This is a genomic window from Pseudomonas sp. GW823-FHT03E05 (genome assembly GCF_058796855.1).
The window spans coordinates 190,043-205,223 of sequence record NZ_JBXAJB010000009.1 but is presented as its reverse complement, the minus strand read 5'-3'; the positions used below and the strand labels follow the sequence as shown (position 1 = coordinate 205,223).

2 protein-coding genes (1 of these 2 only partly in view) are annotated in these 15,181 nt (G+C 70.0%); both read left to right on the top strand.

What is annotated here, in order from left to right:
• Window positions 1-479: the final stretch of an orfamide A non-ribosomal peptide synthetase OfaB gene (gene ofaB / locus AC1RCO_RS29155; RefSeq protein WP_492618314.1), read on the top strand. Its footprint begins 12,625 nt before the window's first position; the window shows 479 of its 13,104 coding nt (coding positions 12,626-13,104); its start codon lies beyond the left edge, outside the window; it ends in the stop codon at window positions 477-479.
• Complete coding sequence (gene ofaC, locus AC1RCO_RS29150; RefSeq protein ID WP_492618313.1) at window positions 476-15,181, top strand: orfamide A non-ribosomal peptide synthetase OfaC; 14,706 nt, start codon at window positions 476-478, stop codon at window positions 15,179-15,181. Before ofaB ends, ofaC begins: the two co-directional genes overlap by 4 nt.

Below are 15,181 nucleotides of genomic sequence, written 5' to 3'. Positions count from 1 at the left end.
TACTGGCCCGCGAGGATGTGCCCGGCGACCAGCGCCTGGTGGCCTACTACACCACCCACGACAGCGCCCGGCGCCTGCCCGTCGAGCACCTGCGCACGCAACTGCTGCAGCACCTGCCGGAGTTCATGGTGCCGGCGCTGTTCGTGCACCTGGCGGCGCTGCCCCTGAGCGCCAACGGCAAGCTGGCGCGCAAGGAACTGCCTGCCCCGGGGCTGGAGGCGGTCCAGGTGCGCGAGTATGAGGCCCCGGTGGGCGAAACCGAAATCGCCCTGGCGCGGCTGTGGGCCGAACTGCTCAATGTCGAGCGGGTGGGGCGTCACGATCATTTCTTTGAACTGGGTGGGCACTCACTGCTGGCGGTCAGCCTGATCAGCCGCATGCGTGAGCTAGGCATGGAAGCCGATGTCCGGGCGTTGTTCGAACAGCCGACCCTGGCGGCCTACGCGGCCATGACCGAACGAATGGAGATCGTCCTGTGAGCGTGATCGAACTGTTGGCGACACTGAAGGAAAAGGATGTGCAACTGGTGCTCAAGGACGACCAGTTGGTGGTCCAGGGCAACAAGCAGGCCCTGAGCGAACCGCAGCTGCTGGCCCGCTTGCGCGAGCACAAGCCGGAGCTGATCGAGCTGATCCGCGCCGGCCAGTATTCGCCGAGCAAGGCCGGGCAGGTGCAGGTGCCGGCCAATGGCATCACCCCGGGCATCAGCCGCATCACCCCGGCGATGCTGCCCCTGGCCAACCTCGACCAGGAGGCCATCGAGCGCATTGTCGCCAGCGTCCCGGGCGGGGTCGCCAACGTGCAGGACATCTACCCCCTGGCGCCCCTGCAGGAGGGCATTCTCTACCACCACGTCAGTGCGCAGCAGGGCGACCCCTATGTGATGCAGGCGCAGTTCGCCTTCGCCAGCGAGGAACGCCTGGAAGCCTTTGCCGAGGCCCTGCGCGGGGTCATTGCGCGGCACGACATCCTGCGCACCGCGGTGCTCTGGGATGGTCTGGAGCAGCCGATGCAGGTGGTCTGGCGCGAGGCCGGGCTGGAGCTGCAAGAGGTCGAGACCGACCCTGCGGCCGGTGAGGTTCTGGCCCAGTTGCATGCGCGTTTCGACGCCCGCCACTATCGCCTGGACGTCAGCCAGGCGCCGCTGCTGCGCCTGGTGCATGCCCGGGATGAAGCCGGGCAGCGCATCGTCGCCATGCTGCTGTTCCACCACATGGCCCTGGACCACAGCGCCCTGGATGTGGTGCGCCACGAGATGCAGGCCTTCCTCACCGGGCAGGCCGAGCTCCTGGGGCCGGCCATGCCGTTTCGCAACTACGTGGCCCAGGCGCGGCTGGGCATCAGCGAGCAGGAGCACGAAGCGTTCTTCCGCCAGATGCTCGGCGATATCGACGAGCCGACCCTGCCTTACGGCCTGCAGGATGTGCAGGGCGATGGCCGGGCCATCGAGGAATGCACCCAGGCCCTGGCAACCGAGTTGAGCCAGCGCCTGCGGACCCGGGCCCGGCTGGCCGGGGTCAGCGCGGCCAGCCTGTTCCACCTGGCCTGGGGCCGGGTGCTGGGCACCCTGGCGGGCAAGCACAAGGTGGTGTTCGGCACTGTGCTGATGGGCCGCCTGCAAGGCGCCGAAGCCACCGAGCGGGCCCTGGGGATCTTCATCAACACCTTGCCGTTTCGCCTGGATGTGGACAGCCAGGGCCTGGGTGAGGCCCTCAAGGCCACCCATGCCCGGCTCACCACCTTGCTGCGCCACGAACACGCGGCCCTGGCCCTGGCCCAGCGTTGCAGCGGCGTGAGCGCACCGACCCCGCTGTTCAGCGCCTTGCTCAACTACCGGCACAGTGCTGCCGGGGCCAGTGCCGCGGCCCAGGCCGCCTGGGCCGGGATCAGCACCCTGAGCTCCGAGGAGCGCACCAACTACCCCCTGACCCTGAGCGTCGACGACCTCGGGCAGGATTTCAGCCTGACTCTGCTGGCCAGCACCCAGGTCGACCCGCGGCGCATCCTCGGCTACCTGCTGTGCACCCTGGAGAACCTGGCCCAGGCCCTGGAGCAGACGCCGCAACTGGCCCTGGAGCAGTTGCCGATCCTGCCGGTGGCGGAGCGCGAGCAGGTGCTGGAAGGCTTCAACCGCAGCGCGGTGGACTACCCCCCGGGGCAGGCTATCCATGGCCGCATCGAGGCCCAGGCGCAGCGCACCCCAGACGCCCTGGCGGCCTGCTACCAGGGCCGCTCGCTGAGCTATGCCGAGCTCAACCGACAGGCCAATGTCCTGGCCCGGCAACTGCGCGGGCTGGGGGTGCAGCCCGATGACCGGGTGGCCATCGTTGCCCGGCGCAGCCTGGAAACGGTGGTGGGCCTATTGGCGATTCTCAAGGCCGGGGCCTGCTATGTGCCCATCGACCCGGCCCACCCGGCCGAGCGTCTGAACTACCTGCTCCAGGACTGCGGCCCGCGGGCGGTGCTGACCCAGGCCGAGCTGCTGGGGCGCCTGCCGGCCCTGGCGGTGCCGGTGATCGAACTCAACCAGCGGTTGTGGTTCGATCAGACGGCGGACAATGCCCAGGTACCGGGGCTGAGCGCGGCCAACCTGGCCTATGTGATCTACACCTCCGGCTCCACCGGCCTGCCCAAGGGGGTGATGGTGGAGCACCGGACCCTGGGCAACCTGGTGGACTGGCACTGCCAGGCCTTCGACCTGCGTCCCGGCAGCCAGGCCTCGTGCCTGGCCGGCTTCGGTTTCGATGCCATGGCCTGGGAGGTCTGGCCGGCGCTGTGTGTGGGCGCGACCCTGCACCTGGCACCGGCCCAGGACGGCAGCGAGGACCTGGATGCCTTGCTCGCCTGGTGGCGTGCCCAGCCCCTGGACGTGAGCTTCCTGCCGACCCCGGTGGCCGAGTACGCCTTCAGCCAGGAGCAGGGCCACCCGAGCCTGCGCACCCTGCTGATCGGCGGTGACCGCCTGCGCCAGTTCAGCCACGACCAGGGCTTTGCCCTGATCAACAACTACGGCCCCACCGAAGCCACGGTGGTGGCCAGTTCCGGGCCGATCCACGCCGGTGGCGAGCTGGACATCGGCCGGCCGGTGGCCAACGCACGCATTTACCTGCTGGATTCCCAGCAGCGTCCGGTGCCCATCGGCGTCGCCGGTGAGCTGTATGTGGGCGGCGCCGGGGTGGCCCGGGGGTACCTCAACCGCCCGCAATTGACCGCCGAACGCTTTCTCGACGATCCCTTCAGCGACCAGCCTGGGGCGCGCATGTACCGCAGCGGCGACCTGGCGCGCTGGATGGCGGACGGGCGCATCGACTACCTGGGGCGCAACGACGATCAGGTGAAGATCCGCGGCGTGCGCATCGAGCTGGGGGAAATCGAGACCCGCCTCTGCCAGTTCCCCGGTATCCAGGAAGCCGTGCTGCTGGCCCGCGAGGATCAGCCGGGCAACCCGCGGCTGGTGGCCTATTTCACCCAGCAGCAGGACGTCGCCCTGGACGTGGCGCAGTTGCGCGCCCACCTGCTGGCGCAGTTGCCTGACTACATGGTGCCGGTGGCTTATGTACGGCTCGACGCCTTGCCCCTGACCGCCAACGGCAAGCTCGACCGCAAGGCCCTGCCGGCGCCGGATCAGGCGGCGCTGTTTGGCCGTGAATACCAGGCCCCGCAAGGCGCCACCGAAACCACCCTGGCCGCGATCTGGCAGGAGGTGCTGCACCTGCCGCGGGTCGGGCGCCAGGATCACTTTTTCGAGCTGGGCGGCCATTCGCTGCTGGCCATGCGCATGGTGTCCCAGGTACGCCAGCGCCTGGGGGTGGAACTGGCCCTGGGCGAGCTGTTCGCCAATGCCGAGCTGAGCGCGGTGGCCGCGGTGCTGGAGCGTGCCGGGCGCAGCCATCTGCCGGAGATCTTCCCGGCGGTGCAGGATCACGACCTGCCGCTGTCCTTCGCCCAGCAGCGCCTGTGGTTCCTGGCGCAGATGGACGGTGCCGCCAGCGCCTACAACATTCCCATCGGCCTGGGCCTGCGCGGGCAGCTCGATCGCTCGGCGCTGCGCCAGGCGCTGCAGGCCATCGTCAACCGCCACGCCACCTTGCGCAGCCGTTTCGTGCGCGTCGAGGATCAGCCCCAGGTGCTGATCGGGCCCCTGGACAGCGCTCTGGAACTGCACGAGGAAGACCTGCGCCAGGCGCCGCTGACCCTGGCCGGGCGGGTGCGTGCCGAAGCCGCCCAGGCCTTCGACCTGGAGCAGGGGCCGGTGATCCGCGCGCGCCTGCTGGCCCTGGCGGACGATCACCATGTGCTGCTCCTGACCCTGCACCACATCGTTGCCGATGGTTGGTCCATGGGCGTGCTGACCCGGGAGCTGGTGGCCCTGTACCAGGCCTTCAGCCAGGGCCGGCCCGATCCCTTGGCGCCGCTGGCGGTGCAGTACAGCGACTTTGCCCTGTGGCAACGGCGCTGGCTCAGCGGTGAGGTGCTGCAGCAGCAGAGCGACTACTGGCGCCAGGCCCTGGCCGGCGCGCCCAGCCTGCTGATGCTGCCCACCGACCGGCCGCGGCCGCAGCAGCAGGATTTCAGCGGTGGCAGCATCGAGCTGCTGCTGGACCGGGCCCTGAGCGACCAGCTCAAGGCCCTGAGCCAGCGCCATGGCTGCACCCTCTACATGACCCTGCTGGCCGGCTGGGGGCTGCTGCTGAGCCGCCTTTCGGGGCAGGACGATCTGCTGATCGGCAGCCCGGTGGCCAACCGCATGCGCGCCGAGGTGGAAGGGCTGATCGGGCTCTTCGTCAACACCCTGGCCCTGCGCCTGGACCTGGACCCGGGGCAGAGCGTGAGCGAGCTGCTGGCCCAGGTCCGCGCCCGCAGCCTGGAGGCCCAGGGGCACCAGGACCTGCCGTTCGAGCAGGTGGTGGAAATCGTCCGGCCCCAGCGCAGCCTGTCCCACAGCCCGCTGTTCCAGGTGGTGCTGACCTGGGTCGACAACTTCGCCCAGGACCTGCAACTGGGGGACCTGAAACTCGAAGGTGTGGCCGGGGCCAGCGCGGTGGCCAAGTTCGACCTGACCCTGAGCCTGGGAGAAAGCCAGGGGCAGATCCGCGGAACCCTGGACTACGCCACCGCGCTGTTCGATGAGGCCACGGTGCAGCGCTATGCCGCCTACCTGGTGCAGGTGCTGCGGGCCATGGTGGCCGACGATCAGCAATGCCTGGCCCAGGTGCAGTGGCTGGATGAGACCGAGCGCCGGCAACTGCTGGAGGATTTCAACGCCAGCGCCGTGGACTACCCACGGGGCCGGACCCTGGCCCAGCGCTTCGAGGCCTTTGCCGCTCGGCAGCCCGAGGCCACGGCCCTGCAGGTGGGCGCGCAGCGCCTGAGCTATGGCCAGTTGAATGCCCGGGCCAACCAACTGGCCTGGCACTTGCGGGAGCTGGGGGTGGGCCCGGATCAGCGGGTGGCGATCTGTGTCGAGCGCGGGCCGGGGATGGTGATCGGCCTGCTGGGGATTCTCAAGGCCGGTGGCGCCTATGTGCCCATCGACCCGGGTCACCCCGCGGAACGCATCGCCTACCTGCTGCAGGACAGCGCGCCGCTGGCGCTGCTGGTGCAGGGCAGCACCCGGGCCCTGGTGGGCCAACCGGCCATGGCCCGGGTGGACCTCGACCAGCCCGAGTGGCAGGCCCGCCCCGAGGGCAACCTGCAGGTGCCGGGCATGAGCTGCGCGCACCTGGCCTATGTGATCTACACCTCCGGTTCCACCGGCCTGCCCAAGGGCGTGATGGTGGAGCATGCCAGCCTGGAAAACCTGCTGGACTGGCATTGCCAGGCCTTCGACCTGGGGCCGGGGCGACATGCCTCCAGCGTCGCCGGTTTCGGCTTCGACGCCATGGCCTGGGAGCTCTGGCCGACGCTGTGCGGCGGCGCCACCCTGCACCTGCCGCCGGCCGGTATCGGCCACCAGGACCTCGACCAACTGCTGCACTGGTGGCAGGCCCAGCCCCTGGACCTGAGCTTTTTGCCGACCCCGGTGGCCGAATACGCCTTCAACCAGGGCCTGGGCCACCCGACCTTGCGCACCCTGCTGATCGGCGGCGACCGCCTGCGCCAGTTCAGCCAGGAGCCGAGCTTTGCCGTGGTCAACAACTACGGCCCCACCGAAACCACGGTGGTGGCCAGCTCCGGGCGGCTGCTGGCCGGCGGGCCCCTGGACATCGGCCGGCCCATCGCCAATGCACGGATCTACCTGCTGGACCCGCAGCAGCGGCCGGTGCCCATCGGCGTCGCCGGTGAGCTGTATGTGGGCGGCGCCGGGGTGGCCCGGGGTTACCTCAACCGCCCGGAGCTGACGGCCGAACGCTTTCTTGAAGACCCCTTCAGCACCGTGCCGGGCGCACGCATGTACCGCAGCGGCGACCTGGCGCGCTGGCGGGCGGACGGGCGCATCGACTACCTGGGGCGCAACGACGACCAGGTGAAGGTGCGTGGCGTGCGCATCGAGCTGGGGGAGATCGAGACCTGCCTCAACCGCCTTCCGGGCATCCGCGAGGCGGTGCTGCTGGCCCGGGAAGACCAGCCGGGGCAGACCCGGCTGGTGGCCTATTTCAGTGCAACCCCCGGCGCCGAGCCGAGCCCGGCCGAGCTGCGCAGGCGCCTGCTGGAGCAACTGCCGGAGTACATGGTGCCGGCGGCCTATGTGCACCTCGCTGCCTTGCCCCTGACCGCCAACGGCAAGCTCGACCGCCGGGCGTTGCCGCAACCGCCGCTGGAGGCGCTGCTAAGCCGGGACTATGTGGCCCCCGAGGGCGACAGCGAGATCGCCCTGGCGCAGATCTGGAGCGAGCTGCTGCAGGTCGAGCGGGTAGGGCGCCACGATCACTTCTTCGAACTGGGCGGCCATTCGCTGCTGGCCATGCGCATGCTGTCCCAGGTGCGGCAGCGCCTGGGGGTGGAGCTGGCCCTGGGCGAGCTGTTCGCCAATGCCGAACTGTGCGCCGTGGCCGCGGCCCTGGCCCGGGCCGAGCGCAGCAGCCTGCCGGACCTGCTGCCGGCGCCGCGCAACCAGCCGCTGGCGCTGTCCTTCGCCCAGCAGCGCCTGTGGTTCCTGGCACAGATGGAAGGGGCCAACACCGCCTACAACATTCCCATCGGCCTGCGCCTGCGCGGGCCACTGGACGGCGCGGCCCTGCAGCAGGCCCTGGAGCGCATCGTCGCGCGCCATGAAACCCTGCGCAGCCGCTTTGCCCAGTACGGTGACGAAGCCCAGGTGCTGATCGCCCCGGCCGAATCCGGGCTGGAGCTGCTGCTGGAAAACCTGCGGGGCCACCCCCAGGCCAGCGACGCCTTGCAGGCCCTGGTGCAGGGCGAGGCCTCGGCGCCGTTCGACCTGCAACGCGGGCCGCTGATCCGCGGGCGCCTGGTCAGCCTGGCGGACGACCACCATGTGCTGTTGCTGACCCTGCACCATATCGTCAGCGACGGCTGGTCCATGGGCGTGCTGACCCGGGAACTGGTGGCGCTGTACCAGGCCTTCAGTCGTGGCCTGCCCGACCCCCTGGCGCCGCTGGCGGTGCAGTACAGCGACTTTGCCCACTGGCAGCGGCACTGGCTCAGTGGCGCGGTGCTGGAGCAGCAGGCGCAGTACTGGCGCCAGGCCCTGGAGGGGGCGCCGCCGTTGCTCATGCTGCCCACCGACCGGCCACGGCCGGCCCAGCAGGACTACGCCGGCAGCAGCGTCGAGGTGCGTCTGGATGCGCAATTGACCGCCGGCCTGCGCGCCCTGAGCCAGCGCCATGGCACCACCTTGTACATGACCCTGATGGGCGCCTGGGCGCTGCTGCTGGGGCGGCTCTCGGGGCAGTCCGAGGTGGTGATCGGCACCCCGGTGGCCAACCGCATGCGCGCCGAGGTGGAAGGGTTGATCGGGTTGTTCGTCAACACCCTGGCCCTGCGCCTGGACCTGGAGGCGGCGCCCCGGGTCCAGGCGCTGCTGGCCCAGGTCCGCGCCCGCACCCTGGAGGCCCAGGCTCACCAGCACCTGCCGTTCGAGCAGGTGGTGGAGATCCTGCGGCCGTTGCGCAGCCTGTCCCACAGCCCGCTGTTCCAGACCCTGTTCACCTGGCAGAACGGCGACGGCCCGCAGCTGGAGCTGGGGGACCTGCAACTGGAGGGCATTCACGAGGCCAGCCACTTCGCCAAGTTCGACCTGTCCCTGAGCCTGGGGGAGGTGCAGGACCGCATCGAAGGCAGCCTGGAATACGCCACGGCGCTGTTCGATGAAACCACCATGCTGCGGTATGCCGGCTACCTGCAGCGGGTGCTGCAGGCCATGGTGGCCGATGAACAGATGCTGCTGGCACAGGTGCCGCTGCTGGATGCCGCCGAGCGCGAACAGCTGCTGCACGGCTTCAATGCCACCGCCCGCGACTACCCCCTGGAACAGACCCTGCACGGGCTGTTCGAGACCCAGGTGCTGCGCAGCCCCGAGGCCATCGCCGTGCAGGCCGGCGAGCAGCAGTTGAGCTACCGCGAGCTCAACCAGCAGGCCAACCAGCTGGCCGGGCACCTGCTGCACCTGGGCGTCGGCCCCGACAGCCGGGTGGCGATCTGCGTCGAGCGCGGGCTGCCCATGGTGGTGGGCCTGCTGGGCATCCTCAAGGCCGGCGGCGCCTACGTGCCCATCGACCCGGGCTACCCCGCCGAACGCATTGCCTACATGCTCGACGACAGCGCGCCCCAGGCGCTGCTGGCCGATAGCGCGACCCGGCCGCTGCTGGGCAACCTGGCGCTGCCCCTGGTGGATCTCGACCAGCCGCAATGGCACCGCCAGCCCCGGGTCAACCCGCGGCTCAACGGCCTGACCCCGAGCCACCTGGCCTATGTGATCTACACCTCCGGTTCCACCGGCCGGCCCAAGGGCGCGATGAACGAGCACCGGGCCGTGGTCAACCGCCTGCTGTGGATGCAGGAGCAGTACCGTCTCACTGCCGAGGACGCGGTATTGCAGAAGACCCCGTTCAGTTTCGACGTCTCGGTCTGGGAGTTCTTCTGGCCGTTGTTCACCGGCGCACGGCTGGTGATGGCGCGCCCCGATGGGCACAAGGACCCGGCCTACCTGCGCCAGGTGATCCGTGATGAACGCATCAGCACCTTGCACTTCGTGCCCTCGATGCTCGATGTATTCCTGGCCTATGGCGACACCCGCGAATGCGCCGGCCTGCGCCAGGTGATGTGCAGCGGCGAGGCGCTGCCGGGCAGCCTGGTGCGGCGCTTCAAGCAGCAGTTGCCGCAGGTGGCGCTGCACAACCTCTACGGCCCCACGGAAGCGGCGGTGGACGTCACCGCCTGGGATTGCGCCGGCCCGCTGGCACAGACCCCGGACAACACCCCCATCGGCAAGCCCATCGCCAATACCCGCATCTACCTGCTGGACGGGCAGATGCAACCGGTGCCCCTGGGGGTGGTGGGCGAGCTGTACATCGGCGGGGTGCAGGTGGCCCGGGGTTACCTGAACCGCGAACAACTGAGCGCCGAACGCTTCCTCAAGGACCCGTTCAGCCAGGAACCGGGCGCGCGCCTGTACCGCACCGGCGACCTGGCCCGCTACCTGGCCGACGGCACTATCGAGTACCTGGGGCGCAACGACGACCAGGTGAAGATCCGCGGCCTGCGCATCGAGCTGGGGGAAATCCAGGCGCGCCTGACCCAGCTCGAAGGGGTCAAGGAAGCGGTGGTGCTGGCCCGGGAAGATGTGCCGGGCGACCAGCGCCTGGTGGCCTACTACACCACCGTTGCCGGGCAGCCGGCCTTGGCGGTGGAACAACTGCGCCGGGCGCTGCTGGAACACCTGCCGGAGTTCATGGTGCCGGCGCTGTTCGTGCACCTGGCGGCGCTGCCCCTGAGCCCCAATGGCAAGCTGGAACGCAAGGCCCTGCCGGCCCCGGGGCTGGAGGCGGCCCAGGTGCGCGAGTACGAGGCCCCGGTGGGCGACACCGAGATCCTCCTGGCGCAACTCTGGGCCGAACTGCTCAAGGTCGAGCGGGTGGGGCGCCACGACCACTTCTTCGAACTGGGCGGCCATTCGCTGCTGGCGGTGAGCCTGATCGGCCGCATGCGCCGGGCCGGGCTCTCGGCGGATGTGCGGGTGCTGTTCGGCCAGCCGACCCTGGCGGCCCTGGCCGCTGCCGTGGGCCGCGGTCGCGAGGTGCAGGTACCGGCCAACCTGATCTACCGCGACTGCCCGCGCATCACCCCGGACCTGCTGCCGCTGCTGGCACTGGATCAGGCCGCCATCGACCGGGTGGTGGCCACGGTGCCGGGCGGTACCGCCAATGTGCAGGACATCTACCCGCTGGCGCCGTTGCAGGCCGGCATCCTGTTCCACCATCTGGCGGCTGGAGCGGGTGACCCCTACGTGTTGCAGGCGCAGTTCGCCTTTGCCAGCACCGAGCGCCTGCAGGCCTTCGCCCAGGCCTTGCAGGGGGTGATCGAACGCAATGACATCCTGCGCAGCGCGGTGCTCTGGGAAGGCCTGGAGCAGCCGCTGCAAGTGGTCTGGCGCCAGGCGCCGCTGTGCTGCGAAGAGATCGCCCTGGAGCCTGGCGACGGCGAGGTGCTGGGCCAGTTGCAGGCGCGCTTCGACAGCCGTCGCTACCGCCTGGACATCGCCCAGGCGCCGCTGCTGCGCCTGGTGCATGCCGCCGACCCGGTGAACCAGCGAGTGGTGGCCCTGCTGCTGTTCCATCACCTGGTGATGGACCACGTGGCCCTGGAGGTGCTGCAGCACGAACTGCAAGCCTTCCTCCTGGGCCAGCAGCAGCGCCTGGGGGAAGCGGTGCCGTACCGCAACTACGTGGCCCAGGCGCGCCTGGGCATCGGCGAGGCCGAGCATGAGGCGTTCTTCCGCCAGATGCTCGGCGATATCGACCAGCCGACCCTGCCGCTGGGCCTGCAGGAAGTACCGGGAGGCAGCGCCGAACTCAGCGAAGCGCGCCAGCCCCTGGACCGCCTGCTGAGCCGGCGCCTGCGCTTGCAGGCGCGGCAACTGGGGGTCAGTGCCGCAAGCCTGATGCACCTGGCCTGGGGCCGGGTGCTGGGCAGCCTGGCGGGGCAGCAGCAGGTGGTGTTCGGCACCGTGCTGCTGGGGCGGATGCAGGGCGGCGAGGGCGCCGAACGGGCCCTGGGAGTGTTCATCAACACCTTGCCGCTGCGGGTCGATCTGGGCGAGTTGCCGGTGCGCGAGGCCCTGCTGGCCACCCATGAGCGGCTGGCGCAGCTGCTTGGCCACGAACAGGCGCCGCTGGCCCTGGTCCAGCGTTGCAGTGGGGTGGAGCCGGGTACACCGTTGTTCAGCAGCCTGCTCAACTACCGCCACAGTGCCCCGGCGGCAAACCAGGCGGGGCAGGCCGACAGTGCCTGGGAGGGCATGCAGTTGCTCAATGCCCAGGAGCGCAGCAACTACCCGCTGACCCTGAGCATCGACGACCTGGGGGACGGCTTCATGCTCACCGCCGTGGCCGCCGGGATCGATGCCCGGCGCATTTGCGACTACCTGCACGGCACCCTGGAACAGCTGCTGCTGGCCCTGGAGCAGCAACCGGAACAGGCCATCGGCCAGGTGCCGGTGCTGCCGCAGGCCGAGCGCCGGCAGGTACTGGAGGGCTTCAACGACACGGTGCGCGACTACCCGCGCGAGCAGGTCCTGCACCAGTGTTTCGAGGAGCAGGTGCTGGCCCGGCCGCAGCAGGTGGCAGCGGTGCAGGGCGCCGAACAGCTCAGCTATATCCAGCTCAACACCCGGGCCAACCAACTGGCCCAGCATCTGCTGCAACTGGGGGTGCAGCCCGGGGATCATGTGGCGCTGCTGCTGCCGCGCTCCCTGGACCTGCTGGTGAGCCAACTGGCGGTGAGCAAGTGCGGCGCCGCCTATGTACCGCTGGACGTCAATGCCCCGGCCGAGCGCCTGGGGTTCATGCTGGCCGACAGCGGGGCGCCGGTGCTGCTCAGCCACAGCGAGCGGGTGCTGGAAGCTGCGGTGCAACGGGTCGACCTGGACCGTCTGCGCTTCGACCGGCTGGCCGGGCACAACCCGAACCTGGCGTTGTCGTCCGAGGCGGTGGCCTACGTCATGTACACCTCCGGTTCCACTGGAGCGCCCAAGGGCGTGCGGGTGCCGCACCGGGCCATCACCCGGCTGGTGATCAACAACGGCTATGCCGATTTCAACCCCGAGGACCGGGTGGCCTTCGCCTCCAACCCGGCCTTCGACGCCAGCACCCTGGAGGTCTGGGGGCCGCTGCTCAACGGTGGCCGGGTCGTGGTGGTGGACCACGCGACATTGCTGGACCCGCACGCCTTCGGCTCGCTGCTGGAACGCACCGGGGTCAGCCTGCTGTTCCTCACCACCAGCCTGTTCAACCAGTACGTGCAACTGGTTCCCCAGGCCTTCAAGGGGCTGCGCATGCTGCTCTGTGGCGGCGAACGGGCGGATGCCACGGCCTTCCGGCGGATCCAGGCCGAGCTGCCGCACTTGCGCCTGGTCAACGGCTACGGGCCCACCGAGACCACCACCTTTGCCGTGACCCATGAGCCCGGTGAGCTGGCGGCGGATGCCGACAGCGTGCCCATTGGCCGGCCGCTGTCCAACACCCGGGTGTACGTGCTCGATGCCCTGGGCCAGCCGCTGCCGGTGGGGGTGGTGGGGGAGCTGTACATCGGGGGTGATGGCGTGGCCCTGGGCTACCTCAACCGTCCGGACCTGTCGGCGCAGAAGTTCCTCATCGACCCGTTTCACCAGCAGACCCACGGCACCGCTGCGCCGGCCCTGATGTACCGCACCGGCGACCTGGGCCGCTGGCTGGAAAATGGTCTCCTGGAATGCATCGGGCGCAATGACGAGCAGGTGAAGATCCGCGGCCTGCGCATCGAACCCGGGGAAATCCAGGCGCAGTTGGCCCGCTTCCCCGGCCTGCGGGACGGCGTGGTCGTGGTGCGTGAAGACAGCCCCGGGGACAAGCGCCTGGTGGCCTACTACACCCTGCACGAGCACACCCCGGCGCCGGATGCCGAGCAACTGCGCAGCCACCTGCAACAGCAGTTGCCGGACTACATGGTGCCCCTGGCCTATGTGCACTTGCAGGCCTTGCCCCTGACCCGCAACGGTAAGCTGGACCGCCGTGCGCTGCCGGCGCCCGGCAGCGCGGCCCAGCTCGCCCAGGCCTATGCCGCGCCCCAGGGCGCGCTGGAGCAGGCCCTGGCCGGGCATTGGGCGGCGGTGCTGAAGCTCGAGCAAGTAGGGCGCCACGACCACTTCTTCGAACAGGGCGGGCATTCGCTCTCGGCCATCCAGTTGCTCAACCGCCTGCAACAGGCGGCGTTCGACGTGACCCTGGCGGAGCTGTTCCAGCACGCCACGGTGGCGGCCATGGCCCGCCTGTTGAGCGAGCGCACGGCCGCGCCGCGCTCCACCGAGCTGATCCCGGTGCGCACCGGCGGCAGTGGCCCGGCGCTGTTCCTGGTCCATGAGTTCACCGGGCTGGACGTGTATTTCCCGGCCCTGGGCCAGCACCTGGACGGTGATTTCCCGATCTACGGCCTGCCCGGCGTGGCGGTCGGCGAGCCGCAGTTGCGCACCCTGGAATGCCTGGCCACACGCTTGCTTGACGTGATGCGCAAGGCCCAGCCGCAGGGGCCATATCGCCTGGCCGGCTGGTCCTTCGGTGGGGTCCTGGCCTATGAGATCGCCCAGCAGTTGCTGGGCCTGGACCAGGAGGTGGAGTTCCTCGGCCTGATCGACAGCTACGTGCCGCGCCTGACCGACCAGGGCAAGGCTCGCTGGTCTGGCGAGCACGCGCACAAGCGCCACCTGCTGTTGCAGTGCCGCGCCTACTGGAGCGCCCAGGGCGCGGCCGGGGTGCAGCCCCTGGCGCACCTGGAACAACTGGAGGCGCTGCTGGAGCCACTGGACTTTGCCGACCTGCTGCAACGCTGCCGCGACCAGGGGCTGCTGTTCGAGCAACTGGCCACGGCGGCGCCGCAAGCGCTCGGCCATTACCTGGACCGCGAGGTCGCCCACGGCCATGCCCTGGCCCATTACCGGGTCCATCCCCTGGGCATGCCGGTGCATCTGTTCTGCGCCGCCGAACGGCCCACCGAGCTGTCCCGGCGCAGCCCGACCCTGGGCTGGGGCGAGATCCTGCCGGCGGGCGAACTGCACTGCACCAGCGTACCCGGGGACCACCTGAGCATGATGAAGGCGCCGCATATCCAGGCCCTGGGGCACGCCCTGGGCCAGGCCCTGGCGGCGGCCAGGGCCAAGGGCGCGGTGAGCGCTGTGCCGCACCAGCCCTTGCTGCGGATCCAGAGCGGGCGCCCCGGGCACACGCCGATCTTCTGCGTGCCCGGGGCCGGTGACAGCATCACCGGCTTTATCGGCCTGAGCGAGGCCCTGGGGGCCGAATGGCCGATCCTCGGCCTGCAGGCCCGGGGCCTGGACGGCTGCGGGGTGCCCCATGGCCAGGTCGAAGTGGCGGCCCGGCATTACCTGGAGGCCATCACCGCCGAGTACCCCGACGGGCCGCTGCACCTGATCGGCCATTCCTTCGGCGGCTGGGTGGCATTCGAGATGGCCGGGGCCCTGCAGGCCGCCGGTCGCGAAGTGGTGTCGCTGACCCTGATCGACAGTGAGGCTCCCGGAGGCAATGGCGCGCTAGGGCGGCCCTATACCACCACCGCGGCGCTGTGGCGCTTGATCGAATCCATGCAACTGGCTGCAGGCCAGGACATGGGCATCGACCCCGAGCGCTTCGCCGCCGAGGACGACGGCATGCAGATGCACCTGCTGCATGCCGGCATGGTACGGGTCGGGCTGTTGTCCCCGCGCGCCGACCCGCGGGCCATGCACGGCCCGGCGCGAACCTTCGCCAGCGCCCTGCGCACCCGCTACCAGCCTCTGCGCCCGTACCAGGGCAAGGTGCGCCTGGTGCTGGCGGATGACCCGAGCCTGGACGCCGCCGGCAACCGCCGGGAGCAGCAGGGGATGGTCCAGGGCTGGCGCCGGCAGGCTGCGCACCTGCAGGTGTGGTACGGCCCGGGCAACCACTTCAGCCTGCTCAAGGCGCCCAACGTCTACCACCTGGCGGCCTGGTGGCATGACGGCCTGGCGCTGCCCCAGGGGGAGGTCATGTCATAG